This window comes from Winslowiella iniecta, assembly GCF_001267535.1.
Classification (GTDB): Bacteria; Pseudomonadota; Gammaproteobacteria; order Enterobacterales; family Enterobacteriaceae; genus Erwinia; species Erwinia iniecta.
In genome coordinates this window covers 20,623-42,763 of record NZ_JRXE01000008.1, presented here as the reverse complement: position 1 = coordinate 42,763, position 22,141 = coordinate 20,623, and the positions used below count along the sequence as shown (strand labels likewise).

Annotated in this window: 20 protein-coding genes and 1 pseudogene; 12 read left to right on the top strand and 9 right to left on the bottom strand. The window is 50.5% G+C overall.

Features of this window, described 5'->3' with window-relative positions; genetic code table 11:
* From xdhC to bla, 4 genes are all read left to right on the top strand, one after another.
* Nucleotides 1–524 (top strand): xanthine dehydrogenase accessory protein XdhC (xdhC, locus tag NG42_RS07075; protein ID WP_052898713.1); only part of this gene is annotated, 524 nt, incomplete at its 5' end.
* A gap of 143 nt (nucleotides 525–667) precedes the next feature.
* A complete protein-coding gene (locus NG42_RS07070; protein WP_052898580.1) occupies nucleotides 668–1,693 on the top strand; it encodes a methyltransferase in 1,026 nt (341 codons plus the stop codon).
* 105 nt (nucleotides 1,694–1,798) lie between these two features.
* A complete protein-coding gene (dcp, locus tag NG42_RS07065; protein ID WP_052898579.1) occupies nucleotides 1,799–3,949 on the top strand; it encodes a peptidyl-dipeptidase Dcp in 2,151 nt (716 codons plus the stop codon).
* Between the two features lie 54 nt (nucleotides 3,950–4,003).
* The gene (gene bla / locus NG42_RS07060) at nucleotides 4,004–4,903 is read left to right on the top strand and encodes a class A beta-lactamase (protein WP_052898578.1); all 900 of its coding nucleotides are present in this window, start codon (nucleotides 4,004–4,006) and stop codon (nucleotides 4,901–4,903) included.
* A 150-nt stretch (nucleotides 4,904–5,053) separates the two neighbouring features.
* On the opposite strand, the gene hpxO is transcribed toward bla, so the two are convergent.
* Nucleotides 5,054–6,211 carry an FAD-dependent urate hydroxylase HpxO gene (gene hpxO, locus NG42_RS07055; RefSeq protein ID WP_052898577.1) on the bottom strand — a complete coding sequence of 386 codons (1,158 nt, stop codon included), beginning with the start codon at nucleotides 6,209–6,211 and terminating at the stop codon, nucleotides 5,054–5,056.
* A gap of 244 nt (nucleotides 6,212–6,455) precedes the next feature.
* On the bottom strand, nucleotides 6,456–6,842 hold the full coding sequence (locus NG42_RS07050; RefSeq protein ID WP_156322043.1) for a hypothetical protein: 387 nt from the start codon (nucleotides 6,840–6,842) through the stop codon (nucleotides 6,456–6,458).
* 380 nt (nucleotides 6,843–7,222) lie between these two features.
* On the opposite strand from NG42_RS07050, the gene NG42_RS07045 reads away from it, so the two are divergent.
* From NG42_RS07045 to NG42_RS07010, 8 genes and pseudogenes are all read left to right on the top strand, one after another.
* Entirely contained in the window at nucleotides 7,223–8,314 is a 1,092-nt protein-coding gene (locus NG42_RS07045; protein ID WP_053115717.1) for an NAD/NADP-dependent octopine/nopaline dehydrogenase family protein, read from the top strand.
* A 36-nt stretch (nucleotides 8,315–8,350) separates the two neighbouring features.
* Nucleotides 8,351–9,244: a DMT family transporter gene (locus NG42_RS07040; protein WP_052898690.1), complete on the top strand. Its 894-nt coding sequence runs from the start codon at nucleotides 8,351–8,353 to the stop codon at nucleotides 9,242–9,244.
* Nucleotides 9,245–9,446: 202 nt separating this feature from the next.
* Nucleotides 9,447–9,725: a VF530 family protein gene (locus tag NG42_RS07035; RefSeq protein WP_052898575.1), complete on the top strand. Its 279-nt coding sequence runs from the start codon at nucleotides 9,447–9,449 to the stop codon at nucleotides 9,723–9,725.
* A 1,050-nt stretch (nucleotides 9,726–10,775) separates the two neighbouring features.
* Nucleotides 10,776–11,282 (top strand): annotated as a pseudogene (locus NG42_RS07030) (hypothetical protein); the annotation flags it as partial.
* Nucleotides 11,279–11,713 carry a hypothetical protein gene (locus NG42_RS07025; RefSeq protein ID WP_052898574.1) on the top strand — a complete coding sequence of 145 codons (435 nt, stop codon included), beginning with the start codon at nucleotides 11,279–11,281 and terminating at the stop codon, nucleotides 11,711–11,713. The pseudogene NG42_RS07030 and the gene NG42_RS07025, both read left to right, overlap by 4 nt.
* A gap of 482 nt (nucleotides 11,714–12,195) precedes the next feature.
* Nucleotides 12,196–13,578, top strand: a complete 1,383-nt coding sequence (locus NG42_RS07020) for a diaminobutyrate--2-oxoglutarate transaminase (RefSeq protein WP_052898686.1) — start codon at nucleotides 12,196–12,198, stop codon at nucleotides 13,576–13,578.
* A gap of 14 nt (nucleotides 13,579–13,592) precedes the next feature.
* The gene (locus NG42_RS07015) at nucleotides 13,593–15,065 is read left to right on the top strand and encodes a pyridoxal phosphate-dependent decarboxylase family protein (protein ID WP_052898573.1); all 1,473 of its coding nucleotides are present in this window, start codon (nucleotides 13,593–13,595) and stop codon (nucleotides 15,063–15,065) included.
* Between the two features lie 260 nt (nucleotides 15,066–15,325).
* Nucleotides 15,326–15,997 (top strand): HAD family hydrolase, encoded by a 672-nt coding sequence (locus NG42_RS07010; protein ID WP_052898571.1) that lies wholly within the window; start codon nucleotides 15,326–15,328, stop codon nucleotides 15,995–15,997.
* A gap of 44 nt (nucleotides 15,998–16,041) precedes the next feature.
* Here the strand turns inward: NG42_RS07010 and NG42_RS07005 are convergent, their stop codons facing one another.
* The 7 genes from NG42_RS07005 to NG42_RS06975 form a co-directional block, all read right to left on the bottom strand.
* On the bottom strand, nucleotides 16,042–17,286 hold the full coding sequence (locus NG42_RS07005; RefSeq protein WP_052898569.1) for a vWA domain-containing protein: 1,245 nt from the start codon (nucleotides 17,284–17,286) through the stop codon (nucleotides 16,042–16,044).
* Nucleotides 17,287–17,423: 137 nt separating this feature from the next.
* Entirely contained in the window at nucleotides 17,424–17,999 is a 576-nt protein-coding gene (locus tag NG42_RS07000; RefSeq protein ID WP_052898568.1) for a TerD family protein, read from the bottom strand.
* A 75-nt stretch (nucleotides 18,000–18,074) separates the two neighbouring features.
* Nucleotides 18,075–18,653, bottom strand: coding sequence for a TerD family protein (locus NG42_RS06995; RefSeq protein WP_052898566.1), 579 nt, complete (start codon nucleotides 18,651–18,653; stop codon nucleotides 18,075–18,077).
* A gap of 51 nt (nucleotides 18,654–18,704) precedes the next feature.
* Nucleotides 18,705–19,748: a TerC/Alx family metal homeostasis membrane protein gene (locus tag NG42_RS06990; RefSeq protein ID WP_052898565.1), complete on the bottom strand. Its 1,044-nt coding sequence runs from the start codon at nucleotides 19,746–19,748 to the stop codon at nucleotides 18,705–18,707.
* Nucleotides 19,749–19,770: 22 nt separating this feature from the next.
* On the bottom strand, nucleotides 19,771–20,226 hold the full coding sequence (locus NG42_RS06985) for a tellurite resistance TerB family protein (protein ID WP_052898560.1): 456 nt from the start codon (nucleotides 20,224–20,226) through the stop codon (nucleotides 19,771–19,773).
* Between the two features lie 21 nt (nucleotides 20,227–20,247).
* A complete protein-coding gene (locus NG42_RS06980; RefSeq protein ID WP_052898558.1) occupies nucleotides 20,248–21,405 on the bottom strand; it encodes a TerD family protein in 1,158 nt (385 codons plus the stop codon).
* Nucleotides 21,405–21,989, bottom strand: coding sequence for a TerD family protein (locus NG42_RS06975; protein ID WP_052898556.1), 585 nt, complete (start codon nucleotides 21,987–21,989; stop codon nucleotides 21,405–21,407). The genes NG42_RS06980 and NG42_RS06975 overlap by 1 nt, the downstream gene beginning before the upstream one ends.
* Nucleotides 21,990–22,141: the final 152 nt, after the last annotated feature.

The following is a 22,141-nucleotide window of genomic DNA, read 5'->3' as shown; positions in this document are numbered from 1 at the left end:
GTTGCGGCGGTATGACCACCATTCTGTTTGAACCGCTGATGCAGCAACAGCCGCAAATCGCGGTGTTTGGTGCCGGGCACGTCGGTCAGGCGCTGGTCAGGCTGCTGTCGACGTTACCCTGTCACGTAAGCTGGATAGATGAGCGCGAAGGGCAGTTTACCGACGTGCCGCCCGGCGTCACAGTTTGTCAGGCGGACGATCCGCTCGATCAGGTGCAGGCGATGCCAGCGGGAAGCTATTTTATTGTGATGACTCACCACCACCCACGCGATCTTCAATTATGCGCCGCGATTTTACGTCGTGGTGACTATCGCTATTTTGGCGTTATCGGCTCGGCCACCAAGCGTCAGCGCTTTGAGTACCGGCTGGAAGGTCAGGGCTTCAGCCGCCAGCAGCTGACCACGATGCGCTGCCCGATTGGTTTACCTGATGTAAAAGGAAAACTGCCTGCGGAGATTGCCGTAGCGGTGGCTGCTGAGATTATTGCGGTATATCAACGCTCGTCAGCGCCAGAGAGTGTGTGAGCTGCGCCAAAAACTGGGGAGGGCATCGCGCTTCACGGGTAATAAGAGGATGTGGGGGACAATTAATCTGACTGGATTGCGCGATACGCTATAGTAAAAGTGAGATTCAAATGTCCTTCCATGTTTTTTAAACAGGTGACCTGATGTCCGACACGAAACTTCCTGCTCAGGATGACAGTCTGATCCGCCAGCTATGGCTTTCTAATTTTTTGACGCCAGTGCTCTCGGTGGCCCTTGAACTGGGATTATTTGAAGCACTGGAGCAGGACCCATTGCCAATGGAAGAACTTTGTCAGCGTTTGAAGTTAGATCACGACGCGACAGAAGCCCTGACAGCAACCCTTGGCGGTGCGGGTCTGCTGGAAATCCACGATCGCTGTTTTACATTAACCCCGGTGAGCCGCAGTTATCTGCTGCGGGACAGCCCTTTTTATTGGGGTAATATGATCCGGCTGTTTCAGGAGGTGCGACCTTGCCATGACAGCCTGATGCAAACGCTCAAGCAGCGCGGTCCTGCCGCGATGGGCGACGGCGTGACCCTGACGACAGGCTGGGAGGAAAGTTCGTTAAGCGTGGAACGCGCCACGACCATCACATCCGCGATGCATAGCCACTCTTATGCCAGCGCACTGGCGATGGCGCAGCGGCTAAATCTGCCGCAGAATTGTCAGGTACTGGATGTGGGCGGCGGATCCGGCTGCTTTTCCATTGCGCTAGCCCAGAAAAACCCCTCCGTTTGTTTCACCATCGCCGACTTGCCCAGCGTCTGCCATGTCGCACAGCGCTATATCGAAGCCTTTAAAATGGATGAGCGCATCAGCACGCATCCGCTGGATATGTTTCACTCTCCGTGGCCATCAAACTACGACATCATTTTTACCGCCAATATTTTCCACGACTGGGATGCGTCCCAGCGTCAGTTCCTGCTACAGCGCGCGCGCCAGGCGCTAAAACCCGGCGGAGAAATAATGATTTATGAAATGTTGATCGATGAGGATCAGGCCGGACCGCTGATAGCGGGGCTTTTCTCGGTCAACATGCTTTACGTCACGAAAGGCAAGCAATTTCGCGCTTCGGAGCTGGCCACCATGCTGACCGATGCGGGCTTTTCGCATCCCCGGACAGAGACTGTCTACGCGGGTTATTCCCTGACGCGCGCGAAAGCGTGAAGTTCGCCGGTCTCAGCGGCGGACGTGTAATCGAGACTGACGTACACTATTTTCCGTTTTTCAGGTGGAGTCCTGCTTCACTGGCAATAAGAGGAAGGTAAGGATATGCGTTTATCTGGAGTTTTTCTGGCCACCAGTCTGGCATTGGGCAGTAGCCTGGTGACAGTGCAGGCGGCCGAAGAGAGTAACAAGGAGCAAACAGCCATGCCCGGCGAACAAAATCCATTTAGTCAGCCCAGCCGTTTAGCCTTTCAGGCCCCCGATTTTAGCCACATTAACGATCAGGATTATCTGCCGGCGATAGAAGCCGGCATCGCGCAAAAGCGCGAGGAGGTGCAACGCATCGCCGATAACCCGGCAGCGCCGACCTTTGAAAATACTTATGAAGCGCTGGAGAAAAGTGGCCTGATGTTAAGCCGCGCGATCAATGTGTTCAGCGCCATGACCGCCGCCAATACTAACGACCGGCTACAAAAAGTTGATGAAGAGACTGCGCCAAAACTGGCGGCACTTGATGATGAGATCAAGCTTAACAGCAAACTTTTTGCCCGCCTCGATCAGATTTATCAACAGCGCGACACACTCTCGCTGTCAGCCGAGGCGCGGCGACTGGTTGAGGTCCGCTGGCAAGCCTTTAAGCTGGCCGGTGCCACGCTTACTGACCCGCAAAAAACTCAGCTGAAAGCGCTGAATCAGGAAGCCGCGACACTCAGCACCCGCTTTACCCATCGTCTGCTGGCGGCGACAAAATCCGGCGCGTTAATTGTCTCCGACAAGGACCAGCTGGCAGGTCTCAGCGCTGGCGAACTGGCAGCGGCGTCAGAAGCAGCCAGCCAGCGCGGCCTGAAGGATCGCTGGCTGCTGGCGCTGCAAAATACCACGCAGCAGCCGGCTTTGCAGACCCTCAGCCAGCGCGCAACGCGTGAAGCGTTGTTTAACGCCTCATGGCAGCGGGCAGAAAAGGGCGATGATAACGATACCCGTCAGCTGATCGCCCGTCTGGCAAAAGTGCGCGCAGAGCAGGCACAACTGCTGGGCTTTAAAACCTATGCCGACTGGAAATTGCAGGATCAGATGGCGAAGACCCCTGACGCAGCTCTGCATTTTATGCGTGAAATTGTGCCCGCAGCCACTGAGCGCGCAAAGCGTGAAGCGGCGGATATCCAGACAGTAATCGATCAACAGCAGGGGGATTTTGAACTGGCGGCCTGGGACTGGACTTTCTACGCCGAACAGGTGCGGCGTGCAAAATACGACCTCGATGAGTCGCAGATCAAACCCTATTTCGAGCTGAATAATGTGCTGCAAAACGGGGTGTTCTATGCTGCCACCCAGCTGTATGGCATCACCTTTAAACAGCGCACCGATTTGCCGGTTTATCACCCGGATGTCAAAGTGTATGAAGTTTTCGACCACGATGGCAGCTCGATTGCGCTGTTCTACGCCGATTTCTTTAAGCGCGATAATAAAGGCGGCGGTGCCTGGATGGGCAATTTTGTCGAGCAGTCAAAACTGCTGGGCAGCAAGCCGGTAATTTATAACGTCTCCAATATCAACAAGCCGGTCGCGGGTCAGCCGGCGCTGTTATCGTGGGATGAAGTCATCACCCTGTTCCATGAGTTCGGCCACGCGCTGCACGGTATCTTTGCCGATCAGCAGTATCCGAGCATTTCCGGGACGGAAACCCCGCGTGATTTCGTTGAGTTTCCTTCTCAGTTTAATGAGCACTGGGCCAGCGATGAACAGGTATTTAAACACTTCGCCCGTCATTATCAGAGCAACGAGCCGATGCCGCAGGCGCTGCACGACAAAATCATTAAGGCCAATACGTTTAATAAAGGCTACGATATGACCGAGCTGCTCTCCGCCGCGTTGCTGGATATGCACTGGCACAGTCTGACGGCGAATGAGCCGCTACAGGATGTTGATAAGTTTGAGCAAAACGCGTTGAAGCAGGATAATATTGACCTGTCAGCAGTGCCGCCGCGCTATCGATCCAGTTACTTCCAGCATATCTGGGGTAACGGCTACGCGGCCGGTTATTACGCCTATTTATGGACCGAGATGCTGGCTGATGACGGCTTTGAAGGGTTCCGTGAGCACGGTGGACTGACGCGCGAAAATGGTCAGCGCTTCCGCGAGATGATTTTGTCACGCGGTAACAGCAGCGATTTGCGCCAACTGTATCACGACTGGCGTGGTCAGGAACCGCAAATCGAGCCGATGCTGATTAATCGCGGACTGAAACAACCGTAGTGATATAACAACCGGGCGGCTGACGTCGCCCTGACCAAAGGATGGTTGATTGACATGAATAGCATCTTTTCCCTGTCCCGCCGTAAATACTTACTGGCCGCCGCCGGACTGACCATCGCCGCGCTATTTCCGCCATCCGTGGTGCTGGCCGAACAACCAGCAACGCTGGCGGCTCAGCTCAGCGCACTGGAGGCATCGGCCAATGGCCGTCTCGGTGTGGCGCTGATTGACAGCGGATCTTCACGCCAGCTGAGTTATCGCGGGGAAGAGCGTTTCGCCATGGCCAGTACGTTTAAAGCGCTTGCCGCCGCCGCCGTGCTGCAACGCAGTGTTGAACAGCCCGCACTGCTGAATAAACGCATTGTTTATCAACAGAGCGAACTGATCACTTACTCGCCGGTAACCGAAAAGCATCTGCAACAGGGCATGACCGTCGCGGAACTCTGTGCTGCGGCAGTTGAACTCAGTGATAACACGGCGGGGAATATTCTGCTGCGGGAAATAGGGGGGCCGCAAGGGATTACCCAACTGGCACGCCGTTTAGGTGATAATCAGACGCGTCTTGACCGCCGGGAACCCGCGTTAAACAGCGCGATTCCGGGTGATGTACGTGATACTTCAACACCTCTGGCGATGGCCGGGAATTTAAATCAGCTGGCGCTGGGCAAGGCGTTACCCTCCGCTCAGCAACAGCTGCTGATTCAGTGGCTAAAGCAGAGCAAAACCGGGGCGCAGAGCATTCGTGCCGGGGTGCCGCAAGGCTGGCAAGTGGGTGATAAAACCGGGGCGGGAGGCTACGGCACGACTAACGATCTGGCAATCCTCTGGCCACCACAGGGTAAACCGCTGGTGCTGGCCGTCTATTTCACCCAGCATAATCCGCAGGCTGAGGCACGCCGCGATGTGCTGGCCAGCGCCACCAGGCTGGTACTGGCGGCGTGGGAAAAACAGTAAACTAACCGATGCTTTTCCTGTCGGTACGGCGTGCTCGCCGCCCGTGCCGAAGGTTAGCCCCGCACATGCCATCAGGACGGGAGCCGAAAACGACTCCGCTACGAAATTCCAGAAATCCCGGTCATTTTCCTTAAACCCCATGTATTCAGCTTACTCCAGTGGCCCACCCAAAATGGTTTCGCACATGCCGGAAAGAATGCGTTCGCCGGTCTCCTGTTTCAGCTCCTGATACCACTGTTCGGTAATCGCCATCTCTTTACCGTGGGTGACGTCACAGCGCTTGCGCGCTTTCAGCACCAGGTCTTTCACCCGCCATGCGCGTTTTTCCTGATAACGCAGCAGTGCATCTTCAATTCCCAGCGAGTTAGTCTGCAACGCCGTCGCCAGTACTATCGCATCTTCCATCGCTGCGCAGCCACCCTGACCAATATCCGGGGTGGTGCTGTGGCCCGCATCGCCAAGCAGCGCGACGCGGCCTTTCACTAACTGCATAAAAGGTTCGATATCATGAATCTCAATCCGGTTAGTGGTTTCCGGGTTAATGCTGGCAATCAGCTTTTGTACCGGTGCCGCCCAGCCCGCGAAGTAACGCTGCAAGTCGGCACGCAGCGTAGTGCGATCTTCCGGCAGCCCTTTTGGCAACGGCACATCAAAGAAAAAGTAGAAGCGATTGCCGCTGACCGGCATCAACGAGACCCGCTTGCCTTCACCGACAAAAGTGGTCCATTGATCGGCGGGTGCGATGGACGGGTCAATCTCAACCAGCCCGTTCCAGTTAACGTAACCGGCATAGCGGCGCTCGGTTTGATAACCCAGCACATGCTGACGAATCACTGAGTGGGTACCGTCGGCCGCAATCAGCAAATCGCCGCGAGCTTCAGTGCCATCATCAAACCAGGCGGTGACACCAGAGTCTGACTCTTCAATATGAGTGACTCGCTTACCAAACTGCACCGCATCGCGGCCATAGGTATCGAGCAGCATCGCCTGCAATTCAGCGCGCGCCACCGGGTAAGGGCGTTCGCCGACGCTTTCGACCAAGGGGCTGATACTGAAGCGCGTCATGATCTGGCCGTGCAGATAGTCGTGATAGGCCATGTAATGCATTGGCCCACCCAGCGCGCGCAAAGGCGCTTTCATTCCCAGCCAGTTAAGGCATTTTACGCCATTTGGCCAGATTGAAATCGCCGCGCCGACCGGTTTGATCTGTTTTACCGCTTCGTATACAGCAGTTTCAATTCCAAAGCGTTTCAGCGCTATTGCTGCACATATCCCGCCAATTCCGCCACCAATCACGATTGCTTTCATTACATCCTCCTTAAAGTCTGTAATTTGAAAAGCAATTTCTGTACCAGTTTTCCGCTGCCGCCCCCACGGCTTGTATACAATCTTAACCGCAGTGAGCTGCGCGATACTGGGGCGCAACGCTGGCGCAATGAACTAAATTAGTGCGGGCCATAATTTGAAGATGCGACTTTGGCCGACAGCGCCTTTGCTGCCAGCATTGACTGTCTGGCACTGGCACAGTCGTCAATGAGTGGTGCTGCCGAATTCATTCCTGCTGGCACTGAGTAACCAGCAGACTGGGGAAGATTTTTTGCGCCGTTGGATTATCAATGACAACTCGTAAATTCCCGGTGCTTAATTCATCGCGGATAGGTGAAGTAGTGATCTTTACCCCATTTATATACAGGGTCATGTTTTGATTGATGTATTCCTTTGTATGCTGCGCCAGTCGGGCGCTGGCTTCTGACTGCAATTTGATATCAAATTTGATATAGCCCGGATTATCTTCATGTTCGTCTCTGACATTTATCGTCAGCTGTTTAAAGTCACAGGATGAGTTGAAGTGAAACTCAGTGCCTGGCTGGATGGCTAAACTCTTAAAAGACAGCAACATACCGGCCAGAAGCATTAAACTACGCAATAGTAGCGACATGACAAACTCCCTTTATGCAAAAAAGATGTTTTACTTCCAATAGTAAGCAACGGCTATGCGCTCGATATTGCAAAGGTATGAAACTTATACCATCGGATGTGTTCATTATGCCAGAGCATCAGGTGCTATTGCCGTTATAACAATGACTTTATCTAATCATTAATAAAAGCTAAACCTGACAGTAAACGACATTGTCGATTGCTGTTTTTTTGTCATGTTGGAAGGGTGTTACATTTATTTTCACTTAACAGTATTGATCCTGGAGTCGACTCCAGAGTCTATACTATTGGCAGATTAAATCAGCGCGGGGGAAATACTAAAGTCTTATCTGACATCTATTTTTATTTATGGATTATCTACATCACCAAAAAGGAGTTGGTATGAATATCACTATTATTGGTTGTGGTCATGGTGGTCAGGCGCTTGCAGCTCATTTGTCATTTTCTCAGCATCAGGTAACATTGTATGCAGATGAAGCCCATCCTGGGTTTATCGATAAAATCAGTAATAACTTTATTTCCCTGGAGGGGAAAATAGTCGGTGAGACAACCGTTGCCTGTCTGACAAAAGATATTTCGGTCGCTTTAAAAGATGCCGAGGTTATTTACATCTCGTTACCAACCGATGCGCATCTTCCTCAGTTCAGGAAAATGCTCCCGTGGCTCCAGAAAGGTCAGATGGTTATCACCCTGGCCGGAAACTTCAGTTCGTTATATTTTTATCGGGAACTGGCGCTGGCGGGAAGGGAAAAGGATATTTACCTGGCTGATATCGCCTCCTTACCCTACGCATGTCGTGCTCACCAGGCTGGAAAGATCAGCATCATCGATATTAAACGCGTTATCGATATTGCCGCGATGCCTTCACAGCATACTGAGAAGGTGATTAACAAGATTCGCGGACATTTTCCCACTGAACTAACGGCAAGTGAAAATATCCTGGAGTTAGGTTTGAACATTACCAGCGCCATTAGCCATCCGGCGATTATGCTGATGAATGCCGGCAGGATAGGTAAGGGCGAAGAAGAGTTTTACTTCTACAAACAAGGAGTTAGCCGGGAAATAGCCAATATTATCGAACGATTAGATAATGAGCGGCAAAAAATCGGCAGGCTATTCGGTTTTTCGCTGCCGGGCTATCTGGATATTATGGAAAAATTTTACGCGGTTAAATACCCTTCGTATTATGATTTCTTTACCCGTTCTCTGGTGCATAACCAACAAAAGCTTTGCCCAACCTCAGTCAGCAACCGCTATCTTTCACAGGATGTGCCCTACGTGATGGTGCCATGGTACAATCTCGGCTTGTCTCTGGGCTGCGAATCGGCAGTGATGCGCTCAATTATCGATTTATCCTCTGTATTAAATAATACCTGTTACCACCGTAATGGCAGAACGCTGGCGGATGATTTTTTCTGCAAGATGAGCATCCCTGATATCAGTCAATATATGCTGACAGGCAGTGCTAACTGAATGAAACACCATCAAATCCAAATGCAGAGGGGCAAGATGGAAGACAGCTATCCAAAGGGTATTTTTCAGGAGTGTCATACAGCCATTTTATTTATGATAATCTCCTGTCTGAGCATCGCTGTTATGGGCGTATTTGTTAAAGTCGCCTCCGTCACCATCCCGCCGAGTGAAATTCTTTTTTTTCGGTTTTTTATTGGGCTGCTGTTTACCTTGCCACTGATATTCAGGGACAAGAGTTTCAGTTTTAGAGTGACGCAGCCAGCTTATTTCGCCTTAAGGAATATTGCCGGCCTGTTGAGTATGCTACTGATGTTTTATAGCCTGAAGTATCTGTCTGTCTCAACGTCAGTGATTTTAATGAACACGTCATCTTTTTTTGTGCCACTGTTTATTTTCCTGATCTTTCGAGAGAAAACAGATCCTGGCGTCATTTTCTTTACCCTTAGCGGATTTATAGGGGTATATATTGTCTCTTTATCGCCACAAAAAGAGATATCCGTATTCTATATGTTAGTGGGGCTGTCTGCCGCAGCTTTGGCTGCCCTGGCCTATATAGGAATAAATCAACTTAGCAAACATCACTCGCCATTGCAGATAGTATTCTGGTTCTATCTGATGTGCAGCATTATCCTGCCAGTCGTGAGTGGCTACCAATGGGTTGTACCTTCGTGGCAAGAATTAGGGCTGCTGGTTATGGTGGGTTTATCCGGACTTATCTTCCAGTTATTTATTGCCCGCGCATTGAAAAACAAAAATATCACCGTTGTGACCCCTTTTATCTTCACCGGTGTTATTTTTGCGACCGTACTCGACTGGTTAATTTGGTCTGATACCCCTGCGCCGCAATTCTGGCTTGGGGCGACAGTGATTATCGCGTCAGTCAGTATGCTGGCGCTGCGGAAAAGCAAACAGACCGCAGGAGGAAACTGACAGTACCGGGCGCAGGCTTTGCCGCCTGCGCCTGTTTTACAGATCGAACTACGTGAAATCTGCAAGGTCAGGGTAGGGGAAAGCCATCAGATTTCACGTAGCGCGATCAAAATAAACGCCGATTTTAACAGATTCTGCATTGCATAACCGGTCTGCGGCCAGTATGGTGAGCGCAATTTCTCAGATTCACCGGGCAGACCTTATGCATACCAACTCTTCAAAAGATCCCTTACATGGCATTACGCTGGAAGCGCTGCTGAACGCATTAGTGGCACGTTACGGTTGGGCAGAACTGGCACAGCGCATTAATATCAATTGTTTTAAAAGCGATCCCAGCATTAAATCCAGCCTGAAATTTCTTCGCCGTACGCCATGGGCACGTAAAGAAGTCGAAGAGTTATATATCGATTCACTGAGTGAACCTGAGGAAAAAGCTGACATTCCGGCTGATAACCCGTGGGCAAACTGGAAAGGTAAGTAAGCTGGTTGAAATTCGCCCACTCTGTTCAGTTGATATAAGATAAAGTTCAAATAAACAGAGAGGGCAGCTTATGACAGTCACCGTTTACAAACCTCATAAACGTAATGTCGAAAGGTCTTTGCTGTTTTCACTGAATCTACCTGAAACACTCCCGGAGGCGCATTAGCGCATCAGTGATGGCTTAAGCTCCGATTATCGCTGTTACATCTGAGTATCACCGATCTGAAACAGCATTATTCAATGCTTTCGCTGGCTACAGCATTATCACTGGCGAGTGGAACGCGCTTTTTACCCCTCAACATCCTGCCGCACTGGTTGCCATCAAAACGGTTCAGATTGAGCCATTTTCTTTGAGCCACGGTTTAAAAGGTAAAGTGGCGAAGGTTTAGCTGTATAGACCCAGGCCATGCATCGCAGATGCTTAAAACCCAGAATCCACGGATAGTTACCTCGGTGCGTATAATGTATATTATGTTAAATTTGATTTGGTGGATACTTAGTTCATAAATACTCCCTGGCTACCTGGAATCATGAAGTTACAGTTACCCTCACCTTTCTCTTACTTGATGTTATCTGTTACCACACGAAGTTGCGGCTTTGCACGCCATACATTGCGAGCCATAGCATACAATGTGGATCGTAGAAATTAGTCATGGCTAATTAATCGTCCTGCGTCAACATAGTACTTTATTCTTTGATTTGTAGGGACAGGGGAACTGCTAAAAAATGTCTGGGAGTTTCAGACTGAGTGGTGACAAGCGCCCGTTAGTAATTTCTGACCTCCCTCTCGTTTTCTGCGATAGGTGCAGAGTACATTACTTCGCCCCCTTACAAATTCAAAGGAAAGATACTTCATTCATTATATAAAGCCAGCAAATAAACCGCGCAAGAAATAATTAACCCACGTATGTAAGGTTTCCCAATGGTATTTTTTCCTGAAAAAGCATACCAATTATGTTGGTTATTTTCTTGTCTGGGTATTTCTGGTCGCATAAAATCAATGCTAATGTGTGCTAAAGTAGCATTGTTATTCATGGAGTTAACGGAAAGATAGGCCTTAAACGTCGGCTGACGGTGGGTAAATCAATCACCTGGCGCATTAATAAAGGCCTGACATATCATCAAATGCAAAGTATTGCTCTTGCCATGATGATGACAGTAGCCCGAAAATTCGAGGAGCTTCAGGACTCTTTCCCTTTCAGTTGGGCTACAGATAGCGGATTCAGCGGTGAAGACTTGGTCTCGGACTTGCTCGGCTTTTACCGGGTTATGTCGTGCATGAATAACGTGTTCAGCTACCTGAAACCGGTAAGCAAGGAAGAAGCTTTAAAACGCTGGGACCATTACGGAAAAATAGGCTCGTGGAAAAATGAAACTTTCAAACCGTTGCTATTCCCTGACCCGACCCAATTCCCCAACGGCAGACCACACTTTGGGCAATTACCAAACTTCATGATGACCGTCACGCCTTATAACAGATGGATATCTGAAGATGTCGCTATTGTTGACCCAAATCGGGACTTTATCCATTTTGGCAGAGGAGAACCACGGGCATGACAAAGTCATTAAAAATTATGCTGGCCGCTCTGGTGATATGCGTAATGGGTATTTTTTATGGCTTGCAATATCTCAGCATGGAATTCGCTGACGGTGCTGATTACACGGAACAAGATAAGTGGGAGTATGATTATTATACTCCGGCATTGCTAAAAAATTTGCCTCGCGTCAGTAACGTCTATAGCTTCCACTACCGCAATGTGTCCGGACCCAATCCCGCCCTGATTTATCAGGCGAGTTTTTCCGGCACAACGGATATTAGCAAAATTGACACCTACCTGGAAAAAAACGGGTATAAAAAAACCGGAATGTGCAACACAAACGGAGATTGCTGGATCGGCAAAGATCAAAATACCACAGTATCTGTGGTTATTGAGGAACACCCGAGCATCATTCGTATCGAGATGGTAGATAAGGCGGGATACAATTGATCAGATTTGGCAAGGTATAGCCCCAACTAAGTCACCTTCGCAAGCCCGTTTGTTGCCGGGTTTTTCAAAGCTGGCGTGGATGCACTGAATGTTTGCTGTCAATTATTGCCTCCGGAAAGTCATCTAAGCCAATGAAATTTAACACTATTTTACTACAGATCGCGCTACGTGAATTCTGTGGCACATGCAGTATCCCAGTGCGAAAGAATTCACGTACACGCAGCAAAAACACGATTACCCTGCCCTTAAATTAAACTTTTTTAACTTTTGTTTAGCCAAAACTGGCAGCATTTTCATCAACGTTCACTAAATCAACAACATATTGATTCTTATAAAAAAACGTAAACAGATCTAAACAAAATTAATGATTGAGTCGCGAAGTAAAAAGCCCTATATTGGCCGCGCTTTTCATACAGTAGATACTTTTAACTTAATTTTTCAACTACGGCGCAACAGAAAGCCCTGGTTGTAGGAGAGATATGATGACGGATAAAGTCCGTATTGATACTTTAGGTGCAGATTCATTTAACAGAAATAATGAAGCCTATTTAGCGCGCCAGGCTGAATTTGAATCAAATGTCAGAAGCTATCCTCGTAAGTTGCCGTTAGCGATTGCTAAGGCTCAGGGCGTCTGGATTACCGACGTTGAAAACAATCAATATCTTGATTGCCTGGCGGGTGCCGGAACGCTGGCGCTTGGACACAACCATCCTGACATGCTGCAAAGCATCCAAAACGTCATTACCAGCGGCTTGCCGTTACATACTCTCGATCTGACAACGCCATTAAAAGATGAGTTCTCAGCTTATCTGCTCTCTTTGCTGCCGGGACAAGGCCAGGAATACTGCCTGCAGTTCTGCGGCCCATCAGGTGCCGATGCGGTTGAAGCAGCACTGAAGCTGGCAAAAAAACATACCGGCCGTAGCGGTGTGATCAGTTTCTCCGGCGGCTATCATGGCATGACCCATGGTGCGCTGGCGGTGACCGGTAACCTGTCGCCGAAAGAACAGATCAATGGCATGATGCCAGAAGTCCAGTTTATGCCTTATCCACATCTGTACCGCTGCCCGCTGGGCATTGGCGGTGAGGCCGGCGTTAAAGCACTGACTTACTACTTCGAAAACCTGATCAATGACGTTGAAAGTGGCGTGCGCAAACCAGCGGCCGTCATTCTGGAAGCGGTTCAGGGTGAAGGTGGTGTTAATCCGGCTCCGGTCGAGTGGTTGCAGCGTATTCGTAAAGTGACGCAGGAACATGGCATTCTGCTGATTATCGACGAAGTTCAGGCCGGTTTTGCCCGTACCGGTAAATTCTTTGCCTTTGAGCATGCCGGAATTGAGCCAGATATTATCGTGATGTCAAAAGCCGTTGGTGGTGGTTTACCACTGGCCGTGCTGGGTATCAAAAAGCAGTTTGACGCCTGGGAACCGGGTCATCATACCGGTACTTTCCGTGGCAACCAGCTGGCGATGGCGACCGGTCTGACGACCCTGAAACATCTTAAAGATAACCAGATTGCTGATAAAGTGGCTGCGCAGGGTGAATGGCTGAAAGATCAGCTGGCCGAACTGCAAAAGCGTTATCCGGTGATGGGCAATATTCGCGGTCTGGGCCTGATGATTGGTATTGAGATCGTCAAACCCGATCAGGCTCCGGATCATATGGGTAGTTACCCGGCTGATGGTGAGTTATCTGCCCTGCTGCAGAAAAAATGCTTTGAAAACGGCCTGATTCTGGAGCGTGGTGGACGTCATGGTTGTGTGCTGCGTCTGCTGCCTTCACTGCTGATCACCAATGATGAACTGGCTATTTTCCTGGATAAATTTGAAAACGCCCTGCTTTCCGCTGGCGTCAAACCGGTCTGATTGGAGTAAATTCGATGTCCAGGCAAAACCCGATTCTGGCAGCCTCAGCGCAAAGCACTGAGGCTTACCAGCAAGCCATCGCCCAGAGTAGCCAGGCCGTGGTTGAGTGGCTGCAACAACCTGAGATGTATCAGGGGAAAACCGTTGCCGAACTGCGTGAGCGTATTACGCTGGATTTCAATCCTCAGGGTCTGGGCAACCAGGCGGCGATTGAACGTGCGATTGAATATTTTTTGAAAGACAGCCTGTCGGTGCATCACCCTCAGTGCGTCGCGCACTTACATTGCCCAAGCCTGGTGGTCAGCCAGGCTGCTGAAGTATTGATTAACGCCACGAACCAGAGTATGGATTCATGGGATCAAAGCCCATCTGCCACCATCATCGAAATGAAGTTGATCGAGTGGTTGCGTACTCAGGTGGGTTATCAGCCTGGCGATGCTGGCGTGTTCACCAGTGGTGGCACTCAGAGCAATCTGATGGGTCTGATGCTGGCTCGCGATGCATTCTTCGCACGCCAGGGGCACTCAATTCAGCAAGATGGCCTGATCGGTAACCTGCGTAAAATTAAAGTGTTATGTTCTGAAAACGCCCATTTCTCGGTGCAGAAGAATATGGCTTTATTGGGACTGGGTTATCAGTCTGTCACGCTGGTGAAAACCGATCGGTTTGCGCGTATGGATTTGAATGATTTAGCCGAGAAAGTGGCGCAGGCCAGGGCTAATGATGAGCAGATTCTGGCGATTGTCGCAACCGCAGGTACTACTGATGCCGGCGCTATCGATCCACTGCGTGCTATCGCGACGCTGGCAGCAGAATATAATATCTGGCTGCACGTGGATGCGGCATGGGGCGGCGCGCTGTTGCTGTCTGAGAAGTACCGCGACTATCTGGATGGTATTGAATTAGTGGATTCCATTACTCTGGACTTCCACAAGCAGTTCTTCCAGACCATCAGTTGCGGCGCTTTCCTGTTAAAAGAAGCCCGTCACTATGAGCTGATGCGCTATCAGGCAGCCTACCTGAACTCTGAGTTTGACGAAGCGCAGGGTGTGCCAAACCTGGTGTCTAAATCGTTGCAGACAACCCGCCGTTTTGATGCGTTAAAACTGTGGATGGGTCTGGAAGCGTTGGGGCAAAAGCAGTACGCCGGGATCATCGATCATGGTGTTACCCTCGCGCAGCAGGTTGCGCAGTATGTGACTGAGCAAGATGCGCTGGAACTGGTTATGCAGCCGCAGCTGGCCAGCGTACTGTTCCGTTATCGTCCGCCGCAGCTGGCGAATCAGGGCGATGCCGCCGTGGCGTTGCTGAACCAAAAAATTGGTGATGCACTGCTGGATTCCGGGCGCGCTAATGTCGGTGTGACTGAGTTTAATGGCATTACCTGCCTGAAACTGACGTTGTTAAACCCGACGGTCAGCCTGGATGATATTAAGTTGTTGCTGGATCTGGTTGAGCGCACCGCACAGCAGTTGCTGGCCGCTTAATTTGCCGGCACTGCTCCGCAACTGAATAATAAGCCGATAATATTATCGTTATCGGCTTTTTTTATGCAGTAGGCAGGCGGTGATTATTTAGTGGCCTGCTCGTAACCCATTCACTTCCCTGCCCTTTATCAGAGCAACTCCACAAACCTGCGCCTGAGACATGCAGACAACCCACTCAACGTGTAGTATGTCAGCCACAGGTAGAGTGCCGTTACGACGGTAGCTGAATATATTCAAAAGACATAATGAGAGATTTCGCGATGGATTTATCGACTGGACGTTCCATTAAGATCCTGTCAGTTTTTGACTTTGATGGAACACTGACTCATCACGACAGCTTTATTCCATTTCTGCGTTTCGCCTTTGGCCGGCGTTTTTTTGCCCGCCGCGTGGTGCGTCTTGCTCTGCCGACCTTGCGTTGTATGCGCAGAAAACTGACTCGTGATGAGCTGAAAGAAGTGCTGATCAAAACCTTCCTCACTGGCGTTGATGAGCAATGGGTTCGTCAGAAGGCCGAGGCATTTTGTTCAGCGTACTGGAATAAACTGATGCGTCCGGCGGGTTTGCTGGCGGTCTCTGCGGAAGTCAGTTCGGCTGCCGAAGTGACGATTTGCTCCGCTTCACCGGCGATGGTGTTACAACCTTTCGCCGATCGTCTGGGCATTAAACTGATTGGCACCGAGCTGGAAGTGAAAGACGGTGTGCTGACCGGTCGTATTACCGGCCATAATTGCCGCTGTGGGCAGAAGGTGAAACGGCTGGAAAGTGTTTACGGTGAGCTTAGTGATTATCATCTCCGCGCCTGGGGCGACACCCGGGGTGATTACGAATTGCTGGCCGCTGCACAAGATGCTCACTGGCGTCACTTTCATCCGGCCTGGTCGAAGCGACGTTCACCACTGGAAAAACTGCGGATGAGCGCTATTTCCTGATGGCACGGGCGGCGAGAACGACGCCCCTACGTCAATATATCGCCTTATCTGACAATCCGCTGCTGTCTGGCAATATCCAGCCAGTCGCGAAACTCGGTCAACAACATATCGTAGAGATGCTCATCGGAGACACTGTCGTAATTGTCGATGGGAAAAAAGTGGGTATTGTCGACCAGCCGATCGGTAAAGGCGTCCAGTTTTTCCAGGATGCCATAATTACTGCCGCCCAGCCCGACATATTTCCAGAAGATTGGCAGCCGCGCGGACTCGCGGATGGCTTCTTTAATCTGGCCGGTTTTGCTGATACCACCGTCGGTGATAAACACCACAAATACCGGTTCCTGCGAATTGCGAAATGTGTTGATGATATCCTGCATGACCGGTGGCTCATTATTGATGCCGCCCAGCCCCGGCAGAATTTCCCACTTGCCCTTTCTTCCACTGTCCTGCAGACGCTGAACATAGCCATTCAGATTATCCAGCGTGACGTCCGGGTACTTTTTAAATTCAGCGCCGAAACCCCATATATCCATCGAACCGTCGTCGTCAAACTGCACCGCTAATGCCGCGATGCGCTCGAGGACTTTCTGTACGTTGCCCTTTCTGAACTGACCGGTCATCGAACCTGATGCATCCAGCACAAAGGCCACTTTGGCTTTTACCTCGCTTAGTCGGTGTTTTTCCAGGCTGACGCGAATCGGTTTGGCAAGGCTGACCAGATGGGGAGCTTTTTCCAGTTTCTTTTCCAGGCTAACCGTCGGAGCCACAACCGGTGGCGCGGCTACCGCCGGAGCGACATCAACACCATAATTCACCGCCAGCGGCTCCAGTCCGCCGTTAAATCCCTGCCCCTGCGCCCGCAGTTTCCATTTCCCGGCATGACGATAAATTTCGGCCAGAATCAGCGCTTTCTCGCTGCGACCATCGGTTTCAACGGTGAACTCAGCAATATCCTGTGCGGTAAATTTCAGCTGTTTCAGCCCGGCAAGTGAACCCGCACCGTCGATAACCAGCGTAATGGCAATTTTGCTAATCGCGGCATCGATTTTGTTCAGGTCCAGCGTGATACTGCTGCTGTGCGCCGAGGTATTCAGTGCCACACTGCCGTTAGCGGTGGCTGGCTGATTAAAGAAAATAAAATCCGCATCGCCACGTACTTTACCTGATTCATTGAGCAGAAAAACTGAGGTGTCGGCTTCGCTGTTAAAGCCTGGCTTCGCGGGATACTGTAAAGTCAGAGTGAGCTGTGTTTTCTCAACGACCAGGTTCTGGCCCGATTGCAAAATCATTGTTAGTGCCTCCTGTTGCTCAATTATCTGTCCGGGATTTTTTATTTTGAGGATAGATTTTGACGGGAAACAGTATGTTATAAATTACGGCAATAAAAAACCCCGGTCAGGCCGGGGTTTGATATTTGCAGCGAGTATCAGACATTAACGCCATGCTGAGAAGCCAGCGCCGACAGACCACCGGCAAAGCCCTGACCAACGGCTTTGAATTTCCACTCAGAACCGTGGCGATACAGTTCACCGAATACCATCGCGGTTTCAGTGGAGGCATCTTCAGACAGGTCGAAGCGAGCGATTTCCGCACCGTTGTCATTGTTATAGATACGCATATAGCTGTTGCTGACCATGCCGAAGTTCTGCTTACGCGCTTCTGCATCATAAATGGTGACGGAGAAAACCAGTTTCTTCACTTCCGCCGGCACTTTGGTCAGGTCAATTTTAACCTGCTCATCATCGCCATCACCTTCACCGGTGCGGTTGTCGCCCTGGTGCTCAACAGAACCACAGCTGCTCAGTTTGTTATTGAAGAAGATAAAGCTGCTGTCGTTCAGCACTTTACCATCTTCACCCACCATAAAAACGGACGCGTCGAGATCGAACGCCTGACCGTCGGTGACACGTGCATCCCAGCCCAGACCCGCCATGGCGATATTCATGGTTGGTGCTTCTTTAGTGAGGGATACGTTACCGCCTTTAACCAGAGAAACTGCCATTTTAAAGCTCCTGCTTATATTGATGGGATTCGGGCAGTGCGACACTGCCCGTATTGCGATCTTGTGCTGCTGCTATCAGGATGCGTTGATGCCGTACTGCGCACAAACGGAACCCAGACCACCGGCATAACCCTGGCCTACCGCACGGAATTTCCATTCGGTGTTATGGCGATACAGTTCACCAAACAACATAGCGGTTTCGGTTGAAGCATCTTCGGTCAGGTCATAACGGGCAACTTCAGTTTTGTTGTCGTCATTAACCAGGCGGATAAACGCACCCGATACCTGGCCAAAGCTCTGACGGCGTGACTGTGCATCATGGATAGTGACCACGAAAACGATTTTGTCGACGTCAGCCGGAATCAGATCCAGTTTGATTTTCAGTGATTCGTCATCGCCATCGCCTTCACCGGTACGGTTATCGCCAGTGTGGGTAACAGAACCTTCAGCAGAGGTCAGGTTATTATAGAAAATGAAGTCTGCATCACCGCGAACTTTACCGCTTGCCGACAGCAGGAAAGCAGACGCGTCCAGGTCAAAATCCTGACCATCGGTAGAACGTGCATCCCAGCCGAGGCCAACCAGAACATTTTTCATGGTTGGAGCCGCTTTGCTCAGGGAAACATTACCGCCTTTGGATAGAGAAACGCTCATTGTGATTACCTCTTATTTAAAGATTGTTCAAATGCATTGTCAGAAAAGAGATTAGTTCTCTTTCTTCTCTTCGGCATCGGCTTTACCGGGGAACATCACACTTACGATAATCCCCACGGCCAGCACGCCGAGAACGACAAACAGACTCGCTGTTGCTGAAATGCTGTAGCCATGATGCCAGATATGATCGGTGGCATTAAGTCCCAGTTTCACCGCGATAAAGAACAGCAGCACGATAACCGCTTTCTCCAGGTGAACCAGGTACTGTTTCAGCGCTTCCAGCACGAAGTAAAGGGTTCGCAGACCGAGGATAGCGAACATCATCGCACTGTATACAATCAGGGGTTCACGGCTGACGGCGATAATTGCCGGAACCGAGTCAAAGGCGAACATCACATCGGATAATTCGACCACCGCCACACACAGCATCAGTGGCGTTGCATACAGCGCTGCTTTGGTACCACGACCTACGGCCACGTCTTTGTTTTCCGGTTTTGCCAGCTCTTCGTCCACTTCTTTCTGGTTTAACAGGAAGGCATTGCCTTTCAGTTTTGGCCAGATAGGGAAGAAACGTTTCACCATACGGTAAGCCAGATGCTGGGAGTAATCCTCGATTTCATCACTGTCGTCGCCGCTTTTCAGCATCATTACCGCAGTCCAGGCCACGATCAGCGCAAAGACGATCTCAACGTAAGGACCAAGGCTCAGCAGCCCGGTACCAATCGCGACAAAGATGCCCCTGAAGACGATGGCCCCGATAATTCCCCAGTAGAGCACGCGGTGACGATAGCGATCCGGCACGGCAAACCACGAGAAGATGGCCATCATAACGAACAGGTTATCGACCGACAGGACTTTTTCCAGCGCGTAACCGGTAACAAACAGGCTTGCCACCTCGGCACCGTGGTGAATATAGAGGAATCCGGCGAAAGCCATCGCCACGACCACCCAGAACAGTGACCACAATGCCGCACTTTTCAGTGAAATCGGCTTATCACCGCGGTGCATAAACAGATCGATAAAGATGGCTCCGACAGCCAAAGCAACGAAGACGATGACGGTTTCAGTCGGAAAGCCGATATGCGTGGATACCATAGTTAACCCTTAGGATATTACATCAAAGGCCGAATTCAGCCGGTTCAAAACCCAGAGCAATAGCGATTTCGCGCGCGGCTTTTTGTTCATCCGGGTCGAAGTTACCATCACTTTTCGCTACTGCGATACCTACCCTGACAGCAAGCTGTGCCGCTTCAGGTTGATCTTTAAGGGCAAGAATGTACTTCATGGTCTCGCCCTTACCGATTTCAATGTCAAAATCAAAGCTGGTGACAAGTTTGTTGAAGAATTCAATCACCTCGTTGGTTTCAAACACTTTTAACTCTTCAGATGAACGCAGAAAGCCGATCATTTTTTGCTTTTCTTCCGCGCTGACGCCATCACTGGAGACCGCAATACGCGCGCAAACCGCCACCGTACCCTGCATAAACTTTTTGTTTTTATAGCGGCTAACCTGGCGGGTCAGCTCTTCGCGGCTGGAGGTAAATGCCCCTTTAACCTTATTAAAAAAACTCATGGTGAAATCCTCTGTCAGTCATTACTTGGAACCCGCTTTCCAGCGGAATCCCCAGCCGAAGGCTTGATCCATCTCGGCATGGCCATTAAAGAACTGGTTGATACGTTCGACTTTAATATTGCCGTTTTCGTTAACCAGTCGGGCGATAGCACACAGATTGCGGCGGTCCTGTCCTTCGGTCATTCGCGTTTCAATCGGTGGCTGATCCGGCATATGGATAGTGACCACACCATCGGTCTTATCCCAGCTGGCGACACCTTCATAAATAAAGGCATAAACCAGCACTTCGCGAATGTGTTTCCACTCGCGACCATTAATATGTAACCACTCGCCACTGGTGACTTCACCGGTGCGGTCATCACCCTGCAATTCAACAAAAGGTTCACTGTTCAGGCGGCCAAAGTTATTGCCTAATGCCTGAATAACGCCTTTGGAACCGTCGTTCAGCTCAACAAAAGCACCAAGATCGAGATCAATCCCTTTATTGCTACCGAACAGCGAGCGCAGTCCGCCCTGCTGGGTATTACCCCGCTGCCAGTTAAGGTTGATGCGAATTTCGCCAAAGTTGTCGCGTTTGGTCAGGCTGATCGCCGGCTTTTCTTTGGTCAGTGAGACTTTACTCAGGTTGATTTTTTGCGCAGCGGGGGCTGGTGTCGGTGACGGCGCGGCGGATGGCGCGGGTGAGTCAGCGATATCAACACCAAAATGTTCGGCCAGCGGCTTAAGGCCACCGTTGAAACCCTGCGCCACAAAGCGGAACTTCCAGTCGTTATTGCGACGATAGAACTCACCGAGGATCAGCGCAGCTTCCTGGCGACCCGGTAGCTCAACGATGCCATTCAGCAGAACATCATTACCGGATTCAATCTGTATCGCCAGCCGTTGCAGACCTGCAACGGTCTGATTGCCGTCGCAGGTCACGGTGAACGCCACTTTTTGCACGTCCGGGCGCAGGCGGCTGAGATCCACGGCAAAGGCCGAGTTGTGGCCTTCCGTGGTGAGGCTGATGGTACGGTCATCGTTTGCCGGTTGACCATAAAACACCATATCCGCATCCCCGTTAACCTTACCGCTGGCAAACAGGCGGAAAGCGGAGGCATCAACCTGCGCACCCGACAGCACGCGTACGGTCAGCGGACCGGATGAAACGGGGGCATTGCCCCCCGGCGTCATATTCATTAGCGCACCACTGCGGCAACGATGTCGCTGTGCATATCGTCGATAGTACGACCGCTACAGGCTTTGCCAAGGGCAGTGAAATCCCACTGGCCGTTATTACGTTGTAAAGCTGCGATCACGATACCGGTATGGGCACCCTGCTCCGCCAGCTGATAACGCGCCAGCTCTTTACCGGATTGATCAACAACGCGGCAAAAGGCATTTTCAACGTCATTAAACGTCTGACCACGGAAACTGTTAACCGTGAAAGCCAGATACTCGACCTGCGGGGCCAGACGTGTCAGCTCGACGTTAATCACTTCGTCATCACCGTCGCCTTCACCGGTCAGGTTGTCGCCACTATGAATGACAGCACCGCAGGAGGACTTCAGCTTACGGAACCAGATGGTATCAATTTGATTGCCTGACTTGTCCAGCAATACGCAGCCAGCATCAAGATCAATTGAATCACTGCCGCCGCCGAACAGCTTACCCATAAACCCTTTCTTTTTGATCGGATCCCAGCCTAAGCCAAAGTGCAGTTTGTTGAGCGCAGAAGATTGTTTGCTGAGTGATACTGTCTGGTTCTTGGTTAATGAAACCATTGTCATATATCCTTCAAAGTGGTATTGAAAAAAGTATCGTTCTTTACACCATAATCCATGAGATGAAAATCATATCATGATGAAGTACATGAACAAGTCTATTTTTGATGAGGTTTGTATGCTTTGTGTATAGATGATTGAATTAATTGATT

Coding starts and splice junctions, on each gene's coding strand:
- bla (WP_052898578.1), top strand. CDS start 4,004: ATGAATAGCATCTTTTCCCTGTCCCGCCGTAAATACTTACTGGCCGCC.
- NG42_RS06985 (WP_052898560.1), bottom strand. CDS start 20,226: ATGAGTTTTTTTAATAAGGTTAAAGGGGCATTTACCTCCAGCCGCGAA.
- NG42_RS07070 (WP_052898580.1), top strand. CDS start 668: ATGTCCGACACGAAACTTCCTGCTCAGGATGACAGTCTGATCCGCCAG.
- NG42_RS07045 (WP_053115717.1), top strand. CDS start 7,223: ATGAATATCACTATTATTGGTTGTGGTCATGGTGGTCAGGCGCTTGCA.
- NG42_RS07050 (WP_156322043.1), bottom strand. CDS start 6,842: ATGTCGCTACTATTGCGTAGTTTAATGCTTCTGGCCGGTATGTTGCTG.
- NG42_RS06980 (WP_052898558.1), bottom strand. CDS start 21,405: ATGAATATGACGCCGGGGGGCAATGCCCCCGTTTCATCCGGTCCGCTG.
- NG42_RS07020 (WP_052898686.1), top strand. CDS start 12,196: ATGACGGATAAAGTCCGTATTGATACTTTAGGTGCAGATTCATTTAAC.
- NG42_RS07000 (WP_052898568.1), bottom strand. CDS start 17,999: ATGGCAGTTTCTCTGGTTAAAGGCGGTAACGTATCCCTCACTAAAGAA.
- NG42_RS07015 (WP_052898573.1), top strand. CDS start 13,593: ATGTCCAGGCAAAACCCGATTCTGGCAGCCTCAGCGCAAAGCACTGAG.
- NG42_RS07025 (WP_052898574.1), top strand. CDS start 11,279: ATGACAAAGTCATTAAAAATTATGCTGGCCGCTCTGGTGATATGCGTA.
- hpxO (WP_052898577.1), bottom strand. CDS start 6,211: ATGAAAGCAATCGTGATTGGTGGCGGAATTGGCGGGATATGTGCAGCA.
- NG42_RS06990 (WP_052898565.1), bottom strand. CDS start 19,748: ATGGTATCCACGCATATCGGCTTTCCGACTGAAACCGTCATCGTCTTC.
- dcp (WP_052898579.1), top strand. CDS start 1,799: ATGCGTTTATCTGGAGTTTTTCTGGCCACCAGTCTGGCATTGGGCAGT.
- NG42_RS06995 (WP_052898566.1), bottom strand. CDS start 18,653: ATGAGCGTTTCTCTATCCAAAGGCGGTAATGTTTCCCTGAGCAAAGCG.
- NG42_RS07005 (WP_052898569.1), bottom strand. CDS start 17,286: ATGATTTTGCAATCGGGCCAGAACCTGGTCGTTGAGAAAACACAGCTC.
- NG42_RS07040 (WP_052898690.1), top strand. CDS start 8,351: ATGGAAGACAGCTATCCAAAGGGTATTTTTCAGGAGTGTCATACAGCC.
- NG42_RS07010 (WP_052898571.1), top strand. CDS start 15,326: ATGGATTTATCGACTGGACGTTCCATTAAGATCCTGTCAGTTTTTGAC.
- NG42_RS06975 (WP_052898556.1), bottom strand. CDS start 21,989: ATGGTTTCATTAACCAAGAACCAGACAGTATCACTCAGCAAACAATCT.
- NG42_RS07035 (WP_052898575.1), top strand. CDS start 9,447: ATGCATACCAACTCTTCAAAAGATCCCTTACATGGCATTACGCTGGAA.